Source organism: Streptomyces albofaciens JCM 4342 (genome assembly GCF_008634025.1).
GTDB lineage: Bacteria > Actinomycetota > Actinomycetes > Streptomycetales > Streptomycetaceae > Streptomyces > Streptomyces albofaciens.
In genome coordinates this window covers 4,054,065-4,076,593 of record NZ_PDCM01000002.1, presented here as the reverse complement: position 1 = coordinate 4,076,593, position 22,529 = coordinate 4,054,065, and the positions used below count along the sequence as shown (strand labels likewise).

Sequence of the window (22,529 nt, the reverse complement as noted above, 5' to 3'; positions counted from 1 at the left end):
GGAGTGGGCGGGGGCGGCTCTGGGATCGCGCTAAAGCAAAAGCTTTGCGTTTGGTGAGCGTAGGGGGCTAGGCTCAACAAACGCAAATGCTTAGCTTTTACGGGGCTCGGGTCGGACGCCTCCCTGCTCCCGGCTTCGTCCGCCCCTCCCGCTCCCGCCCGTACGGAGGCCTCCATGACCACCCGCCCCGAAACCCCCTGGCGCATCGGCGACATCGTCGTGCACCGCGTCGACGAGGTGGCGCTGCCGCCCGAGACCGGTGCCTGGCTGCTCCCCGACGCGACGCCGGGAGTCGTCACCGATGTGCCCTGGCTCGCGCCGTCGTTCGCGCGGCCCGACGGCACCCTCCGCGCCGCCGTGCAGACCTTCGCGCTGGAGATCGGCGGCCTGCGCGTCCTGGTCGACACCGGCATCGGCAACGGCAAGACGCGCGCCAACCCGGCCTGGCACCAGCTCGACACGCCCTACCTCGACCGGCTGGCCGCCGCCGGATTCCCGCCGGAGAGCGTCGACTACGTGATCCTCACGCACCTCCACGCGGACCACGTCGGCTGGAACACCCGCCTCGCCCCCGACGGCGGCTGGCGCCCGACGTTCCCCCGCGCCCGGTACCTCACCGCGCGCGCCGAGTACGCCTACTGGTCCGGCGTCGAAATGGAGGAGAGCCGCCGCCAGATGTTCCGCGACTCGGTCGAACCCGTACGGGAACACGGTCAGTTGGACCTGATCGATGTCGCCGGCGCCGGCACCGAGATCGTCCCGGGGCTCACCCTCGTCCCGGCTCCCGGCCACACGCCCGGACAGAGCGCGGTCGCCCTGCGCAGCCGGGGTCAGTCGGCCCTCATCACCGGCGACTGCGTGCACCACCCCGTGCAACTCGCCCACCCCGACCTGTGCAGCAGCGTGGACATCGACCCGGAGGAGGCCGTACGGACCCGCCGCCGTCTCCTCGACGAGGTGGCGCGCACCGGGGCCCTGCTGCTCGGCAGCCACTTCCCGGCGCCGACCGGCGGTCTGGTGCGGCGGGACGGTGCGGGGGAGGGGACGTACCGCCTGGTGGCCGGCGAGGGGTGAAGGGGGCCGCTTCCGTGGCGGGCGGGCGCCCCGCGCGCCGGGGCGTGCGCTACCCGGAGCGCGCGCCCCGCATGGCGGCATTTTTGAATGCTTAAGGGCATATCGGGGCAAGGCTGTCGCAGTCACTGCTGTCCGTCGCCGGCGTCGCCGCCTGCGGTGTGCGTTCCCCGGGAGGCCCCTCGATGAACCAGAGATCGTTCCGTGTCGTGGTGGCCACCGGATGCGCGCTGCTGCTCGCGGCCCTGGTCCCGGCGAGTACGGGAACGGCGAACGCCAGTTCGACGGTGGGTCGGGTGACGGCTCCGCTGGCCGGTGCGGTGAAGTTCCCCTGGTTCGGCGGCCCGGTCGTCGTGGCGCACCGCGGCGCCTCCCAGGTGGCCCCGGAGAACACCCTCGCCGCGGTGGACGCCGCGGAGCGCCAGGGCTTCGAGTGGGTGGAGAACGACGTACAGCAGACCAGGGACGGGAAGCTCGTGGTGGTGCACGACGCCACGCTGGCCCGCACCACCAACGTCGAGCAGCTGTTCCCGCAGCGCTCGCCCTGGCGGGTGCGGGACTTCACGGCCGCCGAGATCGCGCGGCTGGACGCCGGGAGCTGGTTCGGCAAGCGCTTCGCGCGCGAACGGGTGCCCACGCTCGCGGAGTTCCTGCGCCGCATGGAGGCCCGCGACCTGCGGCTGCTGCTGGAGATCAAGAACCCGCAGCAGTATCCCGGCATCGAGTCCCGCATCATCAGGGAACTCGCGGGTGCGGGCTGGCTCGACCGCAGCCACGTACGCCGCAGGCTGGTCGTGCAGAGCTTCAGCGCGACCAGCGTGCGCACGGTGCACGGCCTCGTCCCCCAGGTGCGCACGGGCTTCCTCGGCAATCCGCCGGTCAACTCCCTCGCGTCGTACTCGCGTTACGTGGACCAGATCAACCCCCAGCTGTCCAAGGTGAACGCGCAGTACGTGTCCGCCGTCCACCGGCTGCACGGGGTGCACGGCAACCGGATGGAGGTCTTCGCCTGGGACGTGCCGCCGCGGAACTACCACCGGATCGCCGCCGCGTACGGCTTCGACGGGGTCATCGTCTAGGCCCACGGCCGCGTCCGGCTCCGGGCGGGACCGGCTGTCCGGGGCCGCCCGGAGCCGTCATGACAGGATGGCCGGTCGTGACGATTCGGGTGCTGATCGCGGACGATCAGGAGATGGTCCGCCGTGGGCTGCGGCGGATACTGGAGAGCCGGCCGGACATCGAGGTGGTGGGCGAGGCGGCGGACGGCGTGGCGGCCCTGGAGGCGGCCCGCGCCCTGCGGCCCGACGTGGCCCTCGTGGACATCCGTATGCCGCGTATGGACGGCCTGGAGGTCACCCGCAGACTGGCCGGGGCGGGCTCCGGTCCGGGCACCGGCCCAGGTACCGGCACCGGCTCAGGTGCGGGCACCGGCCCGGCGGGCGGTGACGCCGAGCCGCTGCCCAAGGTCAGGGTCGTCGTCGTGACCACCTTCGACCTGGACGAATACGTGTACCCCGCGCTGCGGCACGGCGCCTGTGGCTTCCTGCTCAAGCGCTCGGGCCCGGCGCTGCTGATCGAAGCCGTGCGCGCGGCGGTCGCCGGGGACAGCCTGATCAGCCCCTCGATCACGGTCCGGCTGCTCAAGCACGTCACCGGTTCCCGGCCCGCCGCGCCCCGCGCCCTGGAGGCCCTGACCGAGCGCGAGACCGAGATCGCCGGGCAGGTGGCCGCCGGGCTGACCAACGCCGACATCGCCCGCGAACTCTTCATCTCGCCGGGCACGGTCAAGACCCACGTCGCCAGCATCCAGCGCAAGCTGGGCGTACGGAACCGGGTCGGCATCGCGGTGCACGCCTGGGAGATGGGGTACGCGGGGCGGGAGGCCCCGCGGTGGTGACCAGGCCGCGCCTGGCGTGGTCCGCTGCCGGGGCGCTGTGCCTGCTCCTGCCGGTGCCGCTGGTCAGGGGCGGGGCACCGCTCGAAGTCCTGGTCGCGGCGCTGCCCGCGGCCGTGGCCGCGTTCGCCGCGCCGATGCGCTGGCCGTGGGGCCGGATCGGCCTCACCACCGCCGTGATCACCGCGGCCGTGCTGTCCCTCGCCGCCGACCTCGTCTACCGGGGGCCGAAGAGCCATGCGGCCCTGTGGGAGTTCGCCGAGGCCCCGGCGCTGCTCCTGCTGGCCGCGCGGCAGATCCGCCAGGCCCCGGCCCGGCAGGCCGCCGTGGGCGGATTCCTGGCGGTGCTGGCGTTCGTCCTGCTGCCGCTGCGGTTCCTGCACGCCGATCCGCCCGTGAAGGGCGAGGCGGCCGCCCTGGTGAGCGCGCTGGCCCTGTTCGTCGCGGTGGGCGCGGGCGGCCTCGCGCTGTACCTGCGGGCCCAGGAGGACCGCCGCCACCGCGCGGTGGCCCAGGCCCGCCGCGACCAGCGCCTCGAAGTCGCCGGCGACCTCCACGACTTCGTGGCGCACGAGATCACCGGCATCGTGCTGGAGGTGCAGGCCGCCCGGGTCGCCGAGTACGACCGGGAGCAGACGGCGGAGCTGCTGGCCCGGCTGGAGGACGCGGGCCTGCGCGCACTGGACTCGATGGACCGTACGGTACGGACGCTGCGCGACCCGGAGGGACACGCGGCGACCGATTCCGCGCGGGCTCCGGAGGCGCTCGGGGACACCGGCGCCGCCGACGCGGGCGAGCTTCCGCCGACCCGCCTGTACGGGCTCGCGGACCTGGCCGAGATGGTCGAACGCTTCGGCGCGACCGGCGTACGGACGGCGCTCGCCCTCGACGACACCCTGACCGGCACCCTGCCCCGCGCCACCGAGGACGCCGTACACCGGGTCGTACTGGAGGCGCTGACCAACATCCGGCGGCACGCGGCCGGTGCGGGAGCGGTGAGCGTGGAGGTCGCCGGCGCTCCCGCCGGTGTCGGGGCGGGGGACGGCCGGGGGGTGGCGGTGACGGTCACCGACGACGGCGGAGGCCGTCAGGCGGGGCCGCTGGGCCTGCCCCGGCACGGTGGCGGCACCGGTCTGGCCGCTCTCACCGCACGCGTCGAAGCGCTCGGCGGCACGCTGGAGTACGGGCGGCACGGGGCGGGCTGGCGGGTGCGTGCCGTGCTCCCGATGACCTGAGCCGGGCCGCCGGGCGTTCCGGCGGACCGCTCTGCCCGCGCAATATCTGCCGAACGGCAGATGTGGCCCGGCCGCTCGCCGCCGATCCTCGGAGGTGCACCCATTCCCGCACCTCGGAGGAGCGATTCCGGTGGTTCCACGCAGCATCCGTACGTCCGGCTGCCGCCTCGCTGCGGTCGGCGCCGCCCCGCTGGCGGCCCTCGTCCTGACCGGCTGCTCCGTGGACGCCAAGTCCGCCGCGCCCGCGGTGAAGACGTTCCCGTTCACCGGCCGGACGCTGAACGTGAAGACCCACGAGATCCCGGCCGACCTGGTCGCCACCGACCGCAGGGACATCAAGGTCACCCGCTGGTTCGACGCGAAGAGCGGTGCGAAGAAGCTGCGGTGGGAGCTGACGGGGCAGACCCTCGACCTGGAGGCCGGGTGCACCGGCCTGGCCATCTGCGATGCGCGCTTCAAGGTCGAGGTGCCGCGCGGCGTGACCGTCCTGCGCGACGGCGCCAGGACGGACCTGAACGGCGGCGCGAAGCCGACCCCGGGCGGCGATACGAAGACCGGCGCACGCAACGGCGCGAAGCCGGCCCCGGACGGTGACATGAAGCCGCCCCCGGACGGCAGCACGAAGCCGGCCCCGGACGGCAGCACGAAGCCGGCCCCGCACGGCAAGGACCACCCCGGCGCATGACCACCCTCGAACTCCTCGGCGTCAGCAAGGTCTACCGCGGCGGCAAGCAGGCCGTGGACGGCCTGACCCTCCGCATGGGGCCCGGGCTGCTGGGCCTGCTCGGCCCCAACGGCGCCGGCAAGTCCTCCTTGATGCGCATCGCCGCCACCCTCACCCGGCCCACCACCGGACAGCTCCGCTACGACGGCGAGGACGCGGTCCGGCGCCCCGGGCCGCTGCGCGCCGCCCTGGGCTACCTCCCGCAGGACTTCGGCGTCTACCCGAACCTGACGGCCCGCGAGTTCCTGGCCTACCTGGCCGCCGCCAAGGGCGTACCCGCGGCCCGGGCCCGTACCCGCATCGGCGAACTGCTGGAACTGCTCAACCTGACGGAGGCGGCCCGCCGTCCGCTGGGCGCGTACTCGGGCGGCATGCTGCGCCGCGTCGGCATCGCGCAGGCCCTGCTCGCCGACCCCAAGGTGATCATCGTGGACGAGCCGACCGCGGGGCTGGACCCCGAGGAGCGGGCCCGCCTGCGCAACCTGCTCGCCGAACTGGCCATGGAGCGCATCGTGCTGCTCTCCACCCACATCGTCTCCGACATCGAGTCGGTCGCCGGGGACATCGCGGTCGTCGCGGGCGGCCGGCTGCTGTGCCGCGGCACGCCGGAGGAACTGCTCGCCGGGGTGGCCGGGCAGGTATGGGAGGTGCTGGTGGGCACGCGGGAGGTGGCGGCGGTACAGGCGCGGCACGTCGTCAGCCGGATGGTCCGGACCCCCGAAGGGGTACGGGTACGCCTGTTGTCACCGGCGCGGCCGTACGAGGGAGCGGTGCAGCGCACGCCCGATCTGGAGGACGCGTACCTGGCGACGGTCGGTGCGGGAGGCGTCCGATGAGCGTCGGCGGGCCACTGATGGGTACCGGCAGACCGCCGGTGGGTACCGGCAGACCGCCGGTGGGTACCGGCACCGGCAGATCGCCGGTAGGCACCGGCAGGCGTCCGACGGGCGTCGGCAGGGTCGGCCGGCTGGCGCTCGGGGATTTCCGCGACCGGGTGCGCCGCCCCGCGTACGCCGCGACGCTGCTGGGCGCCGTCCTCCTGGGCTACCTCGCCGTTCCGCAGCCCTCCTCGCACTGGGTCATCCTCCAGATCGGCGATTTCCGGGGGACGTACAACAGCGCGTACGTCGGGGTCGCGACCGCCCTCGCCGCGGCGCTGTGGCTGCCGCTGGCCGGGTTCTACGTCGTACGCAACGCGCTGGCCAGGGACGAGCGTTCGGGCGTGGGGCGGCTGCTCGCGGCCACCCCGCTGCGGACCACGGGCTACTTCGCGGGCAAGCTGCTGAGCAACGTGCTGGTGCTGGCCTCGATGCTGGGCGTGCTGGCGGTCACCGCGGTGGTCATGCAACTGGCGCGCGGCGAGTCGTACCGCATCGATCCGGTGGCGCTGCTGATGCCGTTCGTGCTGGTCGCGCTGCCGCTGATGGTCGTCACCGGGGCCGCGGCGCTGCTGTTCGAGTCGCTGCCGGTGCTGCGCGGCGGGGTGGGGAACGTCGTCTGGTTCTTCGTGTGGATGGCACTGGTCCTGGGCGGTCAGCGGCCGGGCGCGCCGCTGGGCGGCATCGGTGTGCACGGCGCGGTGACCTCCATGACGGACGATCTCGCCGCTCAACACTCGCACGTAACAGGGGAGTTCAGTCTCGGCTTCACCTACCTGGAGCAGCCGCTGCGCACGTTCGTGTGGCACGGCTTCACTCCGGAGCAGGGCTTCGTGCTGGGCCGGGCGGGTCTCGTCCTCGCCGCCATGGTGCTGGCCCTGCTGCCCGCCCTCTGGTTCGGCCGCTTCGATCCGGCGCGCGGGGGAGCGCGCGGCGCGACGGCCGGCCAGAGGGTGCAGGGGGCGGTCTCGGGGACGGCCCCAGGCACGGTCCCGGGGGCCGTCCAGGAGCCGCCCCCGGCCCCCGGCCCTACCACGGCCCCCGGCCTCACCGCGGCCCCGGCCCCGACGCCGGCCTCTGCCCATCGGCCCCTCCCATCCCTGAGCCTCGCCGCTCCCACACCCCCCGGCGCCACCTACCACCGCCTTCTCCTGGGCGAACTCCGCATCCTTCTCCAAGGCGTCGCCTGGTGGTGGTGGACCGGTGCCGCCCTGATCTCCATCGTGGGCCTGTGCGTGCCCACGTCGGGTGCGGCCCGGGTGGTCCTGCCGCTGGCCTGGATCTGGCCCGTACTGATCTGGTCCCGGCTCGGCGCCCAGCGCCACGAGCACGGTGTGCAGGCCCTGCTCGGCAGCTACCCGGCAGCCCGGCACCGTGCGCTGGCCGAATGGTCCGCGGGCTTCGTCCTCACCGCGGCGACCGGGGCCGTACCACTGCTGCGGCTGGCGATGGCGGGGGACTGGCACGGCGTCGCCTCCTGGGCGGGCGGCGCGCTCTTCATTCCATCGCTGGCCCTGGCGCTGGGCTCGCTCTCCCGCACCCACCGCCTCTTCCAGGCCCTGTACCTGCCGCTCTGGTACTGCGTCTTCAACGGCCTGCCGCTGCTCGACTACATGGGCGCGACCCGGCCCGAAGGCCAGCCCGCCGCCCTCTCCCCCCTGCTCGTCGCCGGACTCGCCGCTCTGCTGCTGGCCGGAGTGGTGGCAGCGGCGGGCCCTCCGCGCCGAGCCCCGGCCGTCTCGTAGGGTCTCGTAGGGTCGAAGGGGTGGCACGCTGCCGACCGTACGGAAGCGGCCGCCCCAGGGCACGAAGGAGCAGAGACCGACCATGAGCGACACCGTCTGGGGCGGGGACCAGCTGGACCTCGACGCCTACCTCGCACGCATCGGCTACGAGGGCGAGCGCGCGCCGACCGAGGCCGCCCTGCGGGAACTGCACGCTCGTCACGCGGCCACCTTCGGCTTCGAGAACCTGGAGATCGTCCTCGGACGGCCGGTCCCGCTGGACCTGAAGTCCCTCCAGGAGAAGATGGTCGGCCGCCGCCGCGGCGGCTACTGCTACGAGCAGAACCTGCTGTACGCCGCCGCCCTGGACCGGCTCGGCTTCCAGGTATCCGGCCTGGGTGCCCGCATCCGCATGGGCGAGTCCAAGATCCGGCCGGTCACCCACGCGCTGCTCAAGGTGCGGCTGGACGGCGAGGACTGGATCACCGACGTCGGCTTCGGCGGCGAGGCGCTGCTGGCGCCGCTCCCGCTGCGCGACGGCATCGAGGTCCGGCAGGGCGGCTGGACGTTCGGCCTGGTGCGGGAAGAGGCGGGCGGTACGGGGAGTACGGGCGGTGCGGGAGGCGCGGACGGAACGCACGGTACGGACGCGGCCTGCGGTACCTGGGTGCTGCGGTCACGGCACGAGGACGGCTGGTTCGACCTGTACGCCTTCGGCCAGGAAGCGCGCTACCCGGCCGACTACGGCATCTTCAATTACTACATCTCCACCCACCCGCGCTCGCCGTTCACCGGCCGGCTGGTCGTCCAGCGGCCCGGTCCCGACCTGCGGCGCACCCTGATCGGTACGGAGCTGACGCTGACCCGCCCCGACTGGTCACGGGTGGTGCGCCAGGTCCCGGCCGGGGAACTGCCGGCCGTACTGGAGTCGGACTTCGACCTCGTACTGGACGAGCGGGACGCGGCCGAACTGGTGGCCCTGCACCGGGAACAGCCGGTGGCGTAGGGAGGACCCCGACGAGTGAGCAAGGCCCGGCCCCGGAGGGCGGCCGGGGCCGTCCCGGGCGCGGCTACCGTCCCGGGCGTGGCTACCGTCCCGGGCGCGGCTGCCGTACGACCGCGAAGCCCTCGATCTCCACCAGCGCCGCCTCGTCCCACAGCCGCGTCGCGCCGATCACCGCCATCGCCGGGTAGTCGCCGCCGACCAGCCGCTTCCACACCTGCCCGATGGCCGCCGCGTTGGCGCGGTAGTCGGCCACGTCCACGGCGAAGACCGTCAGCTTGGCCAGGTCGCCGGGCCCCGCGCCGGCGGCCTCCGCGGCGGTCAGCAGATTGCCCAGCGCGCGTTCGAACTGCTCGACCACGCCGTCACCGACGATGCGGCCCGCCCCGTCCAGCGCGGTCTGCCCGGCCAGGAACACGATCGTCCCGGGCGCGGCCCGTACGGCGTGGCTGAAGCCGGTCGGCGGCGACAGCTCGGGCGGATTCACCCGCTCGAAACGGCCCGGTGCCCGTCCCTCGCTCATCCCTGGTGCGCCCCCTTCATGTCCGGTGTGCTCCCTCCGCGGCCAACTCGTACCGCACTCCCAGGGATTGCAGCGCGTCCCGCTCTTCCTGCGGAAGCCGTTCGTCCGAGATGACGAGGTCGAAATCGGCCAGCGGCGCCAGCTCGTACAGCGCCTGGCGGCCGAACTTGGAGTGGTCCACCAGCAGCACCCGGCGCCGCGCCGCCGCCATCAACGCCCGCTTGACCAGGACGTTTTCCTGCGCCTGGTGGTAGCAGTGACCGTTGTCGACGGCGGAGGTGGACAGGAACGCCACATCGGCGCGGAAGCTGCGGGCGATGTCGGCCGTGGACATGCCGAGGAAGGCGTTGAAGGCCGCGTGGTACTCGCCGCCCAGCGCGATCACCCGGATGTCCGGCTCCTCGGCCAGCTCATTGATCACTTGGAGCGAGTTGGTGATGACCGTGTACGCACCGCGCGAGGCGAGCGAACGGGCCAGTGGCAGCGCCGTACTGGAATCGTCGATGATCACGGCCTGGCCGGGTTCGGCGATCGCCAGCGCCGCCGCGCAGATCGCCTCCTTCGCCGCCACCTGCTCGTTGCCGCGCCAGCGTGCGTTGGACTCGAACAGGGCGTTGGGCGCGGCGGTCGCCCCGCCGCGCACCTTGCGCAGCCAGCCCTGGTGCTCCAGCGAGTCCAGGTCGCGGTGGACCGTCATCTGGCTGACGCCCAGCTCCTGGACCAGGTCCTCGATGCTGACCTGCCCCTCGGCCAGCACCCGGTCCGCGATCCGTTTGCGCCGGTCCTTGGGGCTCAGCTTCCCCTCGGGAGCCGCGGTCCGGACGGCCTTGCCGCCGCCCTTCGCGGACCGGTCCGCTCCCGTGGCCGGTGCGGAGGCGTCTGGAGTTGCTCCGGTGTCGGCCAACGCTGATCCCTTTCCGTACGTGCTCGGCTGTCCGCCGAGTCTATGGCGTGGTCACGTCCGGGACTGCCGCCTCGCACAGGGCCCGGCCGCCGAGCGTCCCGCGCGCCGCGTACGGGCGGAAGCGGACGAACGCCGCCTCGTGGTGGAACGGCCGGACCCGGTGCGCCGCGACCGTGTCCCGGTGCTCCGGACGCCCGGCACCGTAGGCATACGCCGTCATCTCGCGCAGACTGCGCCACACGGAGAACGTGGAGACGAAGCGCGGCGGCCGGGCCAGCGCGGCCGAGAAGGTCATGGCCGGGTCGGCGGCGGCCTGCCCGGCCGCCCGGGAGTTGGCGCGCAGGAACGGCCCCAGACGGCGGAGCCGGGTCTCGCCCAGGGTGAGCACCACGACCTGCTCGTCGTCGTCCGCCGGCCGGACGTCGGGCGCGACCTCGACGGGCATGCCGGACCAGGAACCCCGTACCCCGAGCGGTTCCAGGCGCACATGGCATCCGGAGGCGAAGTGCCCGGCCAGCGGGTGGTCCGCCAGGAAGCGGTCCAGGGCGGCGTCGTCGTCCCACGAGGCGATCAGCGCGGCGCGCCCCGGGCGCAGCCGCGGCAGCCCGGCCGCGATGTCGCCGGTCAGCGCGGTCTGTGCGTGCCGCAGGCCGGGGAGGGCGGCGGGGCGTGGACGGGAGCGCAGGACATCGCGGGCGGTGCGGAGGCCGATGTCGGCGAAATGCACGGAAACGATCACTTCGTACCCCGTTCCAGGGGCGGCCCGCCATACGGGCCGATCCCCTCAGCCATAGTTACTGTTGCGTATACTTCTTGGTACACGCTTGAGTACACGCCCCAGTATCCGCCGAAGACACCGCGAAGGCGAGCCCATGAGCGACATCGACCGGACACGCGCGAGGGACATCGACCGGAACCGGCCGGGCGGCATCGACCGGACCCGTGCGGCCCGCGCCGAGACCCGCAGGCACATCGAGGACACCGCCGCCCGCCTCTTCGCCGAACGCGGCTACGCCGGCACCACCATCGGCGACATCGCCGCCGGAGCCGGCCTGAGCAAACCGATGCTCTACCGCCACTTCGACTCCAAGAAGGAACTCCACCTCGCCCTCCTGGAACGCCACCGCGACGAACTCGCCGCCGCGCCCGTCCAGCAGCTCCTGCACGGCGAGGGCGACCTGCTCGCACGCATGGAAGCGATGTACGACGCGTGGTTCGGGCATGTGCAGACCCACCCGTACACCTGGCGCATGATGTTCCGCGACACCACCGGCGACCCGGAGGTCCAGGACTTCCACCGCGAACTGCAACGCCGCCAGCGCGCCACCGATGTGGCGCTCCTGCGCGAGTACATCCCCGGCCTGCCGGAAGCCGAACTGGAACCGCTCGGCGAGGCGATCCGCAGCTCCCTCTACGGCCTCGCCCTGTGGTGGCTGGAACGCCCCGGGCAGCCGCGCGAGGTGCTGGTCGCGGCGATGGTACGGATCACGCGGGGGCTGCTGATGACGGCCGGGGGGTGAGGCGGGAGCCCGGCCCGGCCGACACCGCCTGGGAGCCGCCCTCGTACACGCCGTGCAGCGCGGCCCGCAGCCGCCCCGTCCAGTACGCCGTCGTCTCCCGCGCGAGCCGGGTCTCCGGCGCGAACATCTCGAAGCCGTGCCACGCGCCCGGCACGTAACGCAGCGCGACCGGCACACCGGCGTCCACCAGTCGGCGGGCATAGGCGAGCCCGGTGTCGCGCAGCGGGTCGAGGCCGCAGACGACGACGCACGCGGCGGGCAGGCCGCGCAGGTCGGTGGCGCGGGCCGCCGCCGCGTACGGGTGCGCGCCGGCCCCCTCGGGTGCGTAGTTCCGCCAGCCCCGCTGCACGAACGCGCCGTCGGGCAGCCGCGGGTCGGCGTCCGCGGGTGTCGGGCGCTCACCGGCCGTGTCGTCCAGGTCGGGCACGACGAGCGACTGGTGGACGAGGGCCGGGCCGCCGCGGTCGCGGGCCATCAGCGCGACGGCGGCGGCGAGACCGCCGCCGGCGGACTGCCCGCCGACCGCCAGGCGCGCGGGATCGATGCCGAGCGCCGACGCCTGCCCGGCCGTCCACTCCAGGGCGAGGAAACCGTCCTCGACCGCCGCCGGACACGGATGCTCCGGAGCGAGGCGGTACTCCACGGACACCACCGCCGCCCCCACCGCGCGGACCAGCTCGATCGCCGTACGGTCCTCCCCGGGCGGCGCCTGCCCGAAGGTGTAGCCCCCGCCGTGGAACTGCACCACACCCGGCAGCGGTGCCCGTTCGTACGGCAGCGGTCCTTGTCCGTACGGCAGCGAGCCAGGCTCGTCCGGCGCGCGCTCCGGCCGGTAAATCTCCACCGCCAGCTCCGAACCGTCCGGCCGCGGCACCCCGAACCGCTCGCTCACCACCCCGGTGCGGTCCGCCGGGAAGTGGCAGGCCAGGGCGTGCAGACCGGCGCGGGTGCCCGCGATGTCGGCGTACGGGTCGAGCATCGGCGGCAACCGCTCCAGCACGGGCACCAGTTCAGGGTCTACAGGCGTAGCGGGCACGGCAGGCTCATCGGGCTCAGCAGGCACAGCAGACACTCACCACCTCCACCGCTCGCACTCGCTCGGCCCAGCGGGACCCTCCTCCCTCGTCTACCCCGTCATCCCGCCTACCTCGTCTGCCTCGTCACCCCGTCACCGCCTACCTCGTCATCCAGCCTCCGCCCCCGCCCGGCCTTCCCCCTCACTTCGCATCCGCGTAGCACTCCACCACCGCCGTACTGAACGGGAACCGGACCGGTGTCTCGCCGAAGGCGATCCGCCCCGCCACCTCGGCGGCCTCCGCGACGAGCCCGGCCACCGCCGGGGCCTCCTCCTCGGGGGCGTGCACGATCACCTCGTCGTGCTGGAAGAAGACCAGCTCCGCCCGGAGCGGCGTGAGCGACCGGCGCAGCGCGGCGAGCATCAGCAGCGCCCAGTCGGCGGCGCTGCCCTGCACCACGAAGTTGCGGGTGAACCGGCCACGGGCCCGGGCGCCCGCCGTGCTCCCGTACGCCGGTGCCTCCTCCTGCGGCAGGCCCGCCTCGTCGGGCGGTGTCACCGAGGCGGGCGGGCACGTACGCCCCAGCCAGGTCCGTACGAGACGGCCCTCCTCGCCCGCGCGCGCGGCCGTGTCCACGTACTCCACCGCGTCCGGATAGCGTCGCCGCAGGTCCGCCATGTGCTTGAGGGCATCCCCGGACGTCTGGCCGTAAACGGCCCCGAGCAGCGCCAGCTTGGCCTGGTCGCGGTCACCCCCGAACGCCCGCGCCGCCAGGTCCGCGTACAGATCGCGGCCGCTGCCCGCCACCTCCATCAGCCCGCGGTCCCGCGAGATCGCGGCGAGCACCCGCGGCTCCATCTGCTCGGCGTCGGCGACCACCAGCCGCCAGCCCGGATCGGCCACCACGGCCCTGCGGACCACCTTCGGAATCTGCAGCGCGCCACCGCCGTTGGTGGTCCAGCGGCCCGAAACCGTGCCCCCGGGCAGGTACTCCGGGCGGAACCGGCCCTCGTGCACCCACTGCTGCAACCACGACCAGCCGTGCGCCGTGTGCAGCCGGTACAGCCGCTTGTACTCCAGGAGGGGCGCCACCGCCGGGTGCCGGACCTCCTGCAACTCCCACTTGCGGGTCGAGCGCAGCGTGATTCCCGCGCCGGCGAACGCCTTGATGATCTCGGCGGGCAGGTCCGGGCGCACCCGCACCCCCGCCCCGAACGCCCGCGACACCTCCTCGGCCAGCTCCGCCATGCGGCGCGGCTCCAGCCCGCCCGGATAGCGCTCGCCCAGCAGCTCGTCCAGCAACTCCCGGTGCACGTCCGCCCGCCACGGCAGCCCGGCGCGTGCCATCTCGGTGGCCACGAGCAGCCCGGCCGACTCCGCGGCCAGCAGCAGCCGCATGCGGTCCGGATGCTCGGCCCGCTCCGTACGCTCCAGCTGCCCGGCGTACACCTCCAGCAGCGCCGTGAACTCGTCCACGCCGGGCGGCAGCGGCACCGGGCCCGGTTCGAACAGCGACGGCTGCGTCTCCGCGCCGCGCACCGGCGGATCGTCGGGCACCGGCAGCCGGTGCAGCCGCGCCCACGCCGCGGCCAGCGACCGCGGCTGGCCGGACTGCCCCTCCTCGTGCCCGATCAGCAGTGCCTCGGCCGCCTCCACGTCGTAGCACCGCTCGACGCGCACCCCCGCCGCGAGCAGCTTGCGGTACGTCTCCGAGGTCGAGCGCCACACCCACCGCTCCGCCTGCGGACACGCCCGTACGGCCTCCACCACGCTCCCCGCCCGGACCGGCACCCCCACGGCCCGCCCGGCCCCGTCCACAGCACAGGCCACCACCCCGCCCTCACCGGAACCCCCGACAACCCACCGCATGGGCCCACCTTCCCACCCACCACTGACAACGGCGCGGCGCGCTGTGCCCCGGCCCGGCCGCGGCTACCCGCCTACGCCCGGCTGCCGCCGGCCGTCGTCCTCCGTGGCGAAAGTGAGCAGGTCACCGGGCTGACAGCCCAGCTCGCGGCAGATCGCGCTGAGCGTGCTGTAGCGGATCGCCTTGGCCCGGTCGTTCTTCAGGACGGAGAGGTTGGCGACGGTCACCCCGACCCGTACGGCCAGCTGGGCCAGCGTCATACCGCGTTCGTCCAGCAGCCGGTCCAGGTGGCACTCGATCCGGTGCGCTTCCTCCGGCGGCATCAGACCAGCCCTTCCGTATCCGCGCGCAGGCGGGTGCCGTTGCGGAACGCCGCCGCGGCGGCAGCGGCGAGGATCGCCAGGAACACGGGCAGGACCGCGTAGTCCTGGGCGGGTGCGATGGCCGCCGCCATGGGTTCCCCGCGGACGAGGAGGTTGGTGGTCATCATGTAAAGCAGCGGGACGAGGACGCCCAGCAACATGAGGGCGACGGCGACGACGGTGAGGCGCCGTGTGTTCTCGGGCACGAAGAAGTCGCCGTCCCGGAAGGTGCGGGCCATCCGCAGGAGCACCGCGAGCACCACGACGAGCAGCAGCCCGCCCACGGCCACCGGAAGGACCAGGAGCAGCCGCTGCCCGAGCCCGGGATCCGCGAGGACCAGCTCGGCACGGTCCGAGCCGCGCAACGTCATCGCCGTGGACGTCATGCCACCTGGCAGCCGCGCGGCCGCGTCGACCCGTACCTCCCTGGAGTCGGCCGACGCCCATGGACCGGCCACCCCCAGGACCGGAAAGACGATGTGGAAGAGCCCCACCAGCAGCAACGCCGCTCCGAGGATCAGCTCCAACACATAGTCCGCCGCCCGCGTCCACCAGTGCCTCATGGTCCCGCCCTCCGTCGCATATCGTTTTTCGATGCTATCGAAAAACGATATGGCATCGCCGGGCGGTCACCCGCACCAGCCTCCGTTCCCTCCCGTTCGCCTCAGCCCCCTCCCACCACGACCTCCAGTTCCTGCCCCAAGCACGCTCCCAGCCGCGCCACTTCCTCCTCCAGCTCCGCCCCCGGCAGCGTCGAGCCCTCGAACGTCGTGAGTTCCACGGTCGGTCCGGTCAGGGACCAGGTGCCCACCACCCGGCCGCCGAGGAGCACCACCGGGGATATCCACCCCGCCGCCCGGCTCACCTTGCTGCGGTGGGCCGGCGGGACCAGGCGGGCGTCGGAGGTGCCGGGGGCGAGGACGTACTGGTCGAAGGCGGGGAGGAGGCGCAGGCCGTGGTGGGGCTCCGTGCGGGCGAGGCCGTCCGCGTCGTCGGACATCAGATACGCCCGCCGGCCGTCCACCTCGACCTCCGCGACCCGGTCGCCCAGCGCCTCGAACCACCCCCGCAGCACCGCCTTGCGCGTGGCGCCCCGCAGCAGCCACGCGTCGAACACCTCGGGCGTCGCCGGACCGTGCGCGCGCAGATACGCCGGGATCACGGCCTCCGCCGCCTCTTCCGGGGCCGGTATGCCGCGCCACCCGGGCAGCCATGACCGGGGCGACGCGAAGGTCACGTGCTGCCCGCGCGCCGGGCCCTGGCACAGCCGCCCCGTCCACGCCAACGGCTTGAGCACCGTGCTCCACCCGGACGCCAACTGTTCCCCGAGCCCGGCCAGGCCCGGCCGCGCGAGCACCGCCTCGGTCAGCTCCCGCCGGGTCAGCACCTGCCCGTCCAGGATCTCCTCGACCGCCTCGCCCAGCGCCGCCATCTGCCGCGGGCTCACCCCGAACGCCCGCTGCCAGGCGCCCTTTTCCCAGGTCCGCGCCGCACCGAGCAGGGAGAGATACGCCCCCGCCCCACCGGCCGGCAGCAGATGCAGCGTCCCCCGCATGGCCCACGTCCTGACGAGTGAACGCGCCTCCAGCGCCTCCCGCACGCCCGCCACCGAGGGCTTCTCCTGCCGCACCGCGACCGCCAGCTCCGCCGCCGAGGCCACCTGCGCCTGCACCCCGGCCAGCCGCCCGACGATCTCCTCGGCCGACGCGTCCGTACGCGGCACGAGGCCCTGCCGCCGCAGCCGCCAGGCCAGCACCTGCTCGTGCGTCACCCGCACATCCCCGTTCATGACCTCATTGCACACCACCCCACTGACAACGCCCTTGCCGCGCGACCCGCGCCGCCATCGACGCCTGCCGCGCGGCCCGCGCCACCTTCATCCCCGGCCGAACCGGCCCGCGCCGCCATCGGCCCCGGCCGAACGGCCCCGTCAAGTCGCACCGTCAACCGCCACATTGGCCGGTTACGTCCCCTACCCGGCCCAGGAGAGTAAGGGGAGAATGCGCCCGCCGAGCCCACCAGGACCCGGTCACCACACGCCGTACTTCGCCCCGCCCCACCCCGCCCCGCGCCACTTCGCCCCACCCCGCACACGGCAGACAAGGGAGTCGCCCATATGGCCATCGCGCACCGTGCCATCGGTTCCGGACCGCACCCGGTGATCGTCCTTCACGACTGGTTCGGGACCTCGGCCAACTGGGGCTCCGTCCTGGACTTCCTCGACCGGGACACCTTCACGTACGCCTTCCTCGACTGCCGTGGCTACGGCGACCGCAAGTACGTCCCGGGCCGCTACGACCTGGCGGAGATCGCCGGCGACGCACTGGCCCTCGCCGACCAGCTCGGCTGGGACCGGTTCTCCCTGGTGGGGCACTCGATGGGCGCCAAGGCCGCGCAGCAGGTGCTGGCCGGCGCGCCCCATCGGGTGAACCGCCTCCTGGGCCTCGCGCCGGTGCCCGCCGCCCCGTACCCGATGGACGACGCGACGCGCGAGCTCTTCTACGGCGCCCCGGCGGACCCGGACAAGCGCCGCGCCATCATCGACCTGGTCACCGGCCACCGCGCGAGCCGCATCTGGCTGGACCGCATGGTCCGCCACTCCCTGGACATCTCCCGTCAGGAGGCACACGCCGCCTACCTCGCCAGCTGGCAGCAGCTCGACCTCTCGGAGGCGGTCGCGGACGCGGTCAAACGCCATCCCGTGCCCGTACGGGTGGTCGTCGGCGCGTACGACCTGGCGGTGACCGCCGACCTCATGCGGGAGACGTGGCAGCGCTGGTACCCGCAGGTCGAGATCGTCACGATCGAGGGATCGGGCCACTACCCGATGCACGAGGTCCCGGTGGCCCTGGCCACCACGATGGAGGAATTCCTCCGGGGATAGGCCGGGGCCCCGGCTCCGCCGTTCCGGACGCGCCCGCGCCCGCGACCTCTGTCAGCATGGCTACGTACTGCCCGTAACGCCGCAAAACGCAACGAAGTGGACTCGCCGCCGCTCCGGCGCGCGGCGCGGCGTCACGGCGGGCGCGGCGGCCGACGGAGGGAAATACGGGCATGCGGGTGGCGCTGGCGCAGACGGACTGTGCGCTGGGCGAGGTGGACGCGAACGTCGCCACCGCGCGCGAGCAGGTCGGGCAGGCCGCGGAGCAGGGCGCCGACCTCGTCGTCTTCCCCGAGCTGAGCCTGCACGGGTACCACCTCGGCGTGCTGCCCCGGGACGTGTCGGTCGAGGCGCAGGACCCCCGGCTGCGCGACCTGAGCACACTCGGCCCGGACGTCCTCGTGGGCTTCCATGAGCACACGGTGCTGCGCGCGTACAACACCGCCACCTACTACACGGACGGCGCACTGCTGCACGCCCACCGCAAGCTGTACCTCCCCAACTACCTCTCCTGGGAGGAGCGCAAGCACGTCAGCCCCGGCCAGTCGCTGCGCGCGTACAGCCTCACGAAGTCCCCCAGCGGCGGCCGGGGCGCGACGCTGGTCTGCAACGACGCCTGGCAGCCGGTACTGCCCTGGCTCGCCGTGCAGGACGGCGCCGAGGTGCTGTTCATCCCCACCAACAGCGCGGCCAGCCTCGACCCGGAGGCCATGGACACCGGCTCGTACTGGGACACCCTGCTCTCCTACACCGCGCGGATGCTCCAGTGCTGGATCGTCTTCGTCAACCGCGTGGGCAACGAGCACGGCGCCACCTTCTGGGGCGGCTCGCGTGTGGTGGACCCGCGCGGCACGGTGGTGGCACAGGCCCCGAAGTGGGAGCCCGCCCTGGTCACGGTCGACATCGACCCCTCCGAGGCACGCCGCCAGCGCCGCGCCGTCCCCCTGGTCGCGGAGGCCCGGCTGGGTCTCATCGACCGGGAGGTGCGGCGCCTGATCGATGAGGGCGGGGACAGCTGAGCCGGGAAAAGGGGAGGGCACGCTCGTTCGGGTGAACGGTCACCCGAATGCCCGCATGGTGTCGCCGGTACTGCCAGGCTCGTTCCCGTACGAAGGAGGTCCACCGTGGCACTGACCGTTCCGGAACCCGAGCCGTGCGCTGCCGCCGGTGAGCGTGAGCCTGTGTCGGCCGAGGACGCCTTCGAAGCGTTGAGCGCGGCAGCCCCCAAGGGATGGCGCGTGGAGCTGCTCGAAGGGGAAATCCACGTTGCACCTCCTCCCGTAGGCAGGCACGAAGAAGTCGTGTCGGAACTCTCAGGGCAGGTCCGCGATCACCGTAAGGACCTGGGGCGCTACACGAACCTCGGGCTCTCCGTCCCAGGTGCCTCATCCACGGGGAAGGTGATCCCCGACTTGGCGGTCGCCCCGAAGGGCAGCTTCGACGACGAAGTCGACTATCACGACCCGTCGCCGGTCATGCTGGTCGCCGAGGTGCTCTCGCATACGACGGCGGGACACGACCGGATCAAGAAGTTGCGCGGTTACGCCCGTGCCGGCATCCCCTGTTACTTGCTGATCGACCGTGCCGCCGACCTCGCCATCCTCTGCACGGAACCGTCCGGCGACCGTTACCTGCGCATGAGCGAGATCGACTTGGCCAAGAAGGCCATTCCCCTGCCGGACCCCCTCAACTTCGAGATCGACACCACCCAGTTCTGAGCGGCCGAACGGCCTGTCCCGCTTCCTCAGCGGGACAGGCCGCCCTTACGCCTACCAGCTCGACTTCCGCACCCCCGGCAGGAATCCCGCATGCGCCTGCTCCCGCAGGCGGACGCGGGAGAGCCCGAACGCGCGGAAGTAGCCGCGCGGGCGGCCGTCGACGCTGTCGCGGTTGCGGACGCGGGTGGCGCTCGCGTCGCGCGGCTGGCGGGTCAGTTCGCGCCGGGCGGCCAGCCGCTCCTCCTCGGGGGTGTGCGGGTTGCGGATGACGGACTTCAGCAGGGCCCGCCGGGCGGCGTAACGGGCCACCGTCGCACGCCGCTTCTCGTTCTTCGCGATCTTGCTCTTCTTGGCCATCAGACCTTCTCCCCTCGGGCGCGGATACGGGCGACGGCCGCCTCGATCCCGATCGTGTCCACGGTCTTGATCCCCTTGGCGCTCAGCGTCAGCCGGACGTGCCGGCCCTCGCTCGGCAGCCAGTAGCGCTTGTGCTGGATGTTCGGGTCGAAGCGCCGCGAGGTGCGGCGGTGCGAGTGCGAGACGGACTTGCCGAAGCCGGGGGCGCGGCCGGTCAGCTGGCAGTGGGCGGACAAGGTCAGGACCTCCTAATGAAAATGGAAACCATTTCTGTATAGTAGCCCCCATGGCCCGCAACGAACTACGCCCGGTGATCAAGCTCCGGTCGACCGCCGGAACCGGCTACACGTACGTGACCCGAAAGAACCGCAGGAACGACCCCGACCGGCTGGTGCTGAGGAAGTACGACCCGGTCGCCCGCCGTCACGTCGACTTCCGAGAGGAGCGCTGAGCAGCGTCATGAAGCCTGGGATCCACCCCGCCTACGGGCCCGTCGTCTTCCGTGACCGGGCCGCCGACTTCGCCTTCCTGACCCGGTCGACCGCGACCAGCGACAAGACGATCGAGTGGGAGGACGGCAACACCTACCCGGTCATCGACGTCGAGATCTCGTCCGCGAGCCACCCCTTCTACACGGGGACGGCGCGCGTGCTGGACACCGCGGGCCGCGTCGAGCGGTTCGAGCGCCGTTACGGGAAGCGCGGGGCCCGCTGATGGGCGGCCCGTCGCAGGACCCGTCGCGGGAAGGCGCGACCGGCGGCCCCAGTGGCGGTTACGGGGACCGGCTGCCCGTGGTGATCGTCGGCGGGCTGCACTCGGACGCCCGCCGGGCCACCGTGGAGCGCCTGCTGCGCGCCGTGCCCGGCAGTGTCGCGCTCCACCACGACCTCGCCTCGGCCGCTGAAGGAACGGTTCGCCGGACCGTGCGGGACGCCGGCGGCGTGCTCGACACGGGCGAGGCGCCGCTGGTCAACGACTGCGCGTGCTGCGCGCTGCGCGAGGACCTGGTGCCCGAGCTGGAACGGCTGGCCGCCGCGCGGACCTGCCGGCTGGCCGTGGTCGAGCTGTGGGACTCGGTCGAGCCCAAGGCCATGGCCGAGGTGGTCACGGCCTGCGGCGGTACGGAGCTGGCGCTGACCGGCGTCATCACCGCCGTCGAACCGGCGCTGCTGCTGCCGTACCTGGGCTGCGGCGACGACCTGGCCGAGGCCGGGCTCGCCGCGGCGGCCTCCGACCAGCGGACCGTCGCGGACACCTGGGCGCGGCAGCTGGAGTACCCGCCGGTGCTGGCCATCGTGCCCGGCGAGGAGGAGGGCGACGCGTCCGACCTGGCGCTGCTCGCGCAGCTGCACCCCACGGCCCGGCAGGTGGCCGTCGACGCGCCGGACGAGCTGGCCGCGGCGGCCCTCGCGGGCTTCGACGTGGAAGCGGCGGCGGCACGGCAGCACCCGGCGTCTGCGCTGCTGCCGCAGGAGGCCGACGCGGACGGGGTCGGCACGCTCGTCTGGCACCGTGAACGGCCCTTCCACCCGGCCCGGCTGTACGCGGCGCTGGAGGACCTGACCTGTGCGGCGGCCCGCAGCCGTGGCCGGTTCTGGCTGGCCGACCGGCCGGACACGCTGCTGTCCTGGGACGCGGCGGGCGGCGCGCTGTGCGTCGAGAACGCCGGTCCGTGGCTGGCCGCGCTGCCGGACGCCGCCTGGGAGCTGGTGCCGCCGGTACGCCGTGCCGCGGCCGCCCTCGACTGGCACCCCGAGCACGGCGACCGCGCGCAGCACCTGGTCTTCACCTCACCGGGGCTGGACCGTGAGGGTCTGACCTCGCTGCTGGAGTCCTGCCTGCTGACGGACGAGGAGTACGCGGGCGGGCCCGAGGCGTGGAAGCGGCTGGCCCCCGCGTTCGACGAACTCCTCGATCCCGTGTCGTGATCTTTGTCGGCTTTCCGCCGGCCGCCTCCCCCCCCGCCCCCGATAGGCCTTCTTCCCCGTCCCCCTGGCCGTTTCCCCTGTCCCCCGCCGGCCGCCTCCCCCGTTCCCCACCGGTCGCACACGCCGTATCCCAGCGGCCGCGACCTGCCCGTACGACCCCAGGAGCCTCTCGTGCCCCGTCGCCACGACCCCCGCAAGAAGTCCGCGCCCCGTCCCAACCCGCTGGACGCGGCGGGGATCACCTACATCGACTACAAGAACACCGACCTGCTGCGGAAGTTCATCTCCGACCGCGGCAAGATCCGCAGCCGCCGGGTCACGCGGGTGAGCGCGCAGCAGCAGCGGCAGCTGGCCCGGGCGATCAAGAACGCGCGGGAGATGGCTTTGCTGCCGTACGCGTCGAAGTGAGCGAGGATCCGGGCGCGGTGGCCCGGTGATGCGGGTGTTGCGTGAGGTGCTCGGGGTGCTCGACGTGCTGTGACCAGGCTTTTACGGCCCGTCGTGCACGTGCATCCGACCATGCATCAGCACATGAACGCAGCTATGATCCCAAGCAGTTGCAGTTGACACCGTTTCCTGTTGTCGGCACTGCCACTGACAGACCATCATCGAATGCCAACCGCTCAGCGCGCCCGGATCCACCACCGCTGACTTTCGCATCCACCGGGGGAGACACCTGTGCCCGACGCATACAACGGCATGGCCGCAACGGATCTCCACGGTGTGATCTGGCAGAAGAGCAGGCACAGCAACTCGCAGGGCTCCTGCGTGGAGTTCGCGCGGCTGCCGGGCGGTGAGATCGCCGTACGCAACTCCCGCTTCCCGGACGGACCGGCGCTCGTGTACACGCCGGCCGAGGTCGAGGCGATGATCCTGGGTGTCAAGGACGGCGAGTTCGACCACCTGGTCCGGGACTGACCGGCC

27 protein-coding genes are annotated in these 22,529 nt (G+C 73.2%); 17 read left to right on the top strand and 10 right to left on the bottom strand.

Features of this window, described 5'->3' with window-relative positions; all coding sequences use genetic code 11:
- Positions 1-174 precede the first annotated feature (174 nt).
- The 8 genes from CP973_RS37860 to CP973_RS37825 all read left to right on the top strand — a co-directional run bounded on the left by CP973_RS37860 (position 175) and on the right by CP973_RS37825 (position 8,532).
- On the top strand, positions 175-1,074 hold the full coding sequence (locus CP973_RS37860; RefSeq protein WP_150249110.1) for an MBL fold metallo-hydrolase: 900 nt from the start codon (positions 175-177) through the stop codon (positions 1,072-1,074).
- 182 nt (positions 1,075-1,256) lie between these two features.
- Complete coding sequence (locus tag CP973_RS37855) at positions 1,257-2,150, top strand: glycerophosphodiester phosphodiesterase (protein ID WP_150249107.1); 894 nt, start codon at positions 1,257-1,259, stop codon at positions 2,148-2,150.
- 77 nt (positions 2,151-2,227) lie between these two features.
- Positions 2,228-2,968 carry a response regulator gene (locus CP973_RS37850; protein ID WP_150249104.1) on the top strand — a complete coding sequence of 247 codons (741 nt, stop codon included), beginning with the start codon at positions 2,228-2,230 and terminating at the stop codon, positions 2,966-2,968.
- The gene (locus tag CP973_RS37845) at positions 2,965-4,200 is read left to right on the top strand and encodes a sensor histidine kinase (protein WP_280119051.1); all 1,236 of its coding nucleotides are present in this window, start codon (positions 2,965-2,967) and stop codon (positions 4,198-4,200) included. The genes CP973_RS37850 and CP973_RS37845 overlap by 4 nt, the downstream gene beginning before the upstream one ends.
- A 130-nt stretch (positions 4,201-4,330) precedes the next feature.
- Positions 4,331-4,885, top strand: coding sequence for a hypothetical protein (locus tag CP973_RS37840; RefSeq protein WP_244410224.1), 555 nt, complete (start codon positions 4,331-4,333; stop codon positions 4,883-4,885).
- Entirely contained in the window at positions 4,882-5,760 is an 879-nt protein-coding gene (locus CP973_RS37835; RefSeq protein WP_150249100.1) for an ATP-binding cassette domain-containing protein, read from the top strand. Before CP973_RS37840 ends, CP973_RS37835 begins: the two co-directional genes overlap by 4 nt.
- Positions 5,761-5,819: 59 nt before the next feature.
- Positions 5,820-7,547, top strand: coding sequence for an ABC transporter permease (locus CP973_RS37830; RefSeq protein ID WP_425282062.1), 1,728 nt, complete (start codon positions 5,820-5,822; stop codon positions 7,545-7,547).
- A gap of 82 nt (positions 7,548-7,629) precedes the next feature.
- Complete coding sequence (locus CP973_RS37825) at positions 7,630-8,532, top strand: arylamine N-acetyltransferase family protein (protein WP_150249097.1); 903 nt, start codon at positions 7,630-7,632, stop codon at positions 8,530-8,532.
- A gap of 82 nt (positions 8,533-8,614) precedes the next feature.
- Here the strand turns inward: CP973_RS37825 and CP973_RS37820 are convergent, their stop codons facing one another.
- From CP973_RS37820 to CP973_RS37810, 3 genes are read right to left on the bottom strand one after another with little or no spacing between them, the layout of a single operon-like run.
- Positions 8,615-9,052: a RidA family protein gene (locus tag CP973_RS37820; protein WP_150249095.1), complete on the bottom strand. Its 438-nt coding sequence runs from the start codon at positions 9,050-9,052 to the stop codon at positions 8,615-8,617.
- Positions 9,053-9,068: 16 nt separating this feature from the next.
- Positions 9,069-9,956: a DeoR/GlpR family DNA-binding transcription regulator gene (locus CP973_RS37815; protein ID WP_150249092.1), complete on the bottom strand. Its 888-nt coding sequence runs from the start codon at positions 9,954-9,956 to the stop codon at positions 9,069-9,071.
- A 40-nt stretch (positions 9,957-9,996) separates the two neighbouring features.
- Complete coding sequence (locus CP973_RS37810; protein WP_150249088.1) at positions 9,997-10,695, bottom strand: spheroidene monooxygenase; 699 nt, start codon at positions 10,693-10,695, stop codon at positions 9,997-9,999.
- A gap of 133 nt (positions 10,696-10,828) precedes the next feature.
- On the opposite strand from CP973_RS37810, the gene CP973_RS37805 reads away from it, so the two are divergent.
- Positions 10,829-11,476, top strand: a complete 648-nt coding sequence (locus tag CP973_RS37805; protein ID WP_150249085.1) for a TetR/AcrR family transcriptional regulator — start codon at positions 10,829-10,831, stop codon at positions 11,474-11,476.
- Here CP973_RS37805 and CP973_RS37800 read toward each other — a convergent pair.
- The 5 genes from CP973_RS37800 to CP973_RS37780 form a co-directional block, all read right to left on the bottom strand.
- Positions 11,442-12,482, bottom strand: coding sequence for an alpha/beta hydrolase (locus tag CP973_RS37800; RefSeq protein WP_244410223.1), 1,041 nt, complete (start codon positions 12,480-12,482; stop codon positions 11,442-11,444). The two genes, CP973_RS37805 and CP973_RS37800, sit on opposite strands and share 35 nt — an antisense overlap.
- Before the next feature lie 211 nt (positions 12,483-12,693).
- Entirely contained in the window at positions 12,694-14,361 is a 1,668-nt protein-coding gene (locus CP973_RS37795; protein WP_150249082.1) for a bifunctional 3'-5' exonuclease/DNA polymerase, read from the bottom strand.
- Positions 14,362-14,424: 63 nt separating this feature from the next.
- A complete protein-coding gene (locus tag CP973_RS37790; protein WP_150249080.1) occupies positions 14,425-14,682 on the bottom strand; it encodes a helix-turn-helix domain-containing protein in 258 nt (85 codons plus the stop codon).
- A complete protein-coding gene (locus CP973_RS37785) occupies positions 14,682-15,284 on the bottom strand; it encodes a DUF2975 domain-containing protein (RefSeq protein ID WP_150249077.1) in 603 nt (200 codons plus the stop codon). The genes CP973_RS37790 and CP973_RS37785 overlap by 1 nt, the downstream gene beginning before the upstream one ends.
- A 101-nt stretch (positions 15,285-15,385) precedes the next feature.
- Positions 15,386-16,510 (bottom strand): winged helix DNA-binding domain-containing protein, encoded by a 1,125-nt coding sequence (locus tag CP973_RS37780; protein WP_150249074.1) that lies wholly within the window; start codon positions 16,508-16,510, stop codon positions 15,386-15,388.
- Between the two features lie 327 nt (positions 16,511-16,837).
- Here CP973_RS37780 and CP973_RS37775 point away from each other — a divergent pair, with 327 nt between their 5' ends.
- The 3 genes from CP973_RS37775 (at position 16,838) to CP973_RS37765 (ending at position 19,320) form a co-directional block, all read left to right on the top strand.
- A complete protein-coding gene (locus CP973_RS37775) occupies positions 16,838-17,605 on the top strand; it encodes an alpha/beta fold hydrolase (RefSeq protein WP_150249071.1) in 768 nt (255 codons plus the stop codon).
- A 170-nt stretch (positions 17,606-17,775) separates the two neighbouring features.
- The gene (locus CP973_RS37770) at positions 17,776-18,621 is read left to right on the top strand and encodes a nitrilase-related carbon-nitrogen hydrolase (RefSeq protein ID WP_150249069.1); all 846 of its coding nucleotides are present in this window, start codon (positions 17,776-17,778) and stop codon (positions 18,619-18,621) included.
- A gap of 105 nt (positions 18,622-18,726) precedes the next feature.
- Entirely contained in the window at positions 18,727-19,320 is a 594-nt protein-coding gene (locus tag CP973_RS37765) for a Uma2 family endonuclease (protein WP_150249066.1), read from the top strand.
- 51 nt (positions 19,321-19,371) lie between these two features.
- On the opposite strand, the gene rpsN is transcribed toward CP973_RS37765, so the two are convergent.
- Positions 19,372-19,677, bottom strand: a complete 306-nt coding sequence (rpsN, locus tag CP973_RS37760; protein ID WP_150249063.1) for a 30S ribosomal protein S14 — start codon at positions 19,675-19,677, stop codon at positions 19,372-19,374.
- Positions 19,677-19,913 carry a 50S ribosomal protein L28 gene (gene rpmB / locus CP973_RS37755; protein WP_150249060.1) on the bottom strand — a complete coding sequence of 79 codons (237 nt, stop codon included), beginning with the start codon at positions 19,911-19,913 and terminating at the stop codon, positions 19,677-19,679. Before rpmB ends, rpsN begins: the two co-directional genes overlap by 1 nt.
- Before the next feature lie 50 nt (positions 19,914-19,963).
- Between rpmB and rpmG the strand changes: the two genes are divergently transcribed.
- The 5 genes from rpmG to CP973_RS37730 all read left to right on the top strand — a co-directional run bounded on the left by rpmG (position 19,964) and on the right by CP973_RS37730 (position 22,523).
- Positions 19,964-20,128 carry a 50S ribosomal protein L33 gene (gene rpmG, locus CP973_RS37750; RefSeq protein WP_150249057.1) on the top strand — a complete coding sequence of 55 codons (165 nt, stop codon included), beginning with the start codon at positions 19,964-19,966 and terminating at the stop codon, positions 20,126-20,128.
- A gap of 8 nt (positions 20,129-20,136) precedes the next feature.
- Positions 20,137-20,391: a type B 50S ribosomal protein L31 gene (locus CP973_RS37745; RefSeq protein WP_003984634.1), complete on the top strand. Its 255-nt coding sequence runs from the start codon at positions 20,137-20,139 to the stop codon at positions 20,389-20,391.
- Complete coding sequence (locus CP973_RS37740) at positions 20,391-21,605, top strand: CobW family GTP-binding protein (RefSeq protein ID WP_244410222.1); 1,215 nt, start codon at positions 20,391-20,393, stop codon at positions 21,603-21,605. The genes CP973_RS37745 and CP973_RS37740 overlap by 1 nt, the downstream gene beginning before the upstream one ends.
- A 171-nt stretch (positions 21,606-21,776) precedes the next feature.
- Positions 21,777-22,013, top strand: coding sequence for a 30S ribosomal protein S18 (gene rpsR, locus CP973_RS37735; protein WP_053695505.1), 237 nt, complete (start codon positions 21,777-21,779; stop codon positions 22,011-22,013).
- 270 nt (positions 22,014-22,283) lie between these two features.
- Positions 22,284-22,523, top strand: coding sequence for a DUF397 domain-containing protein (locus CP973_RS37730; RefSeq protein WP_003984637.1), 240 nt, complete (start codon positions 22,284-22,286; stop codon positions 22,521-22,523).
- Positions 22,524-22,529 lie beyond the last annotated feature (6 nt).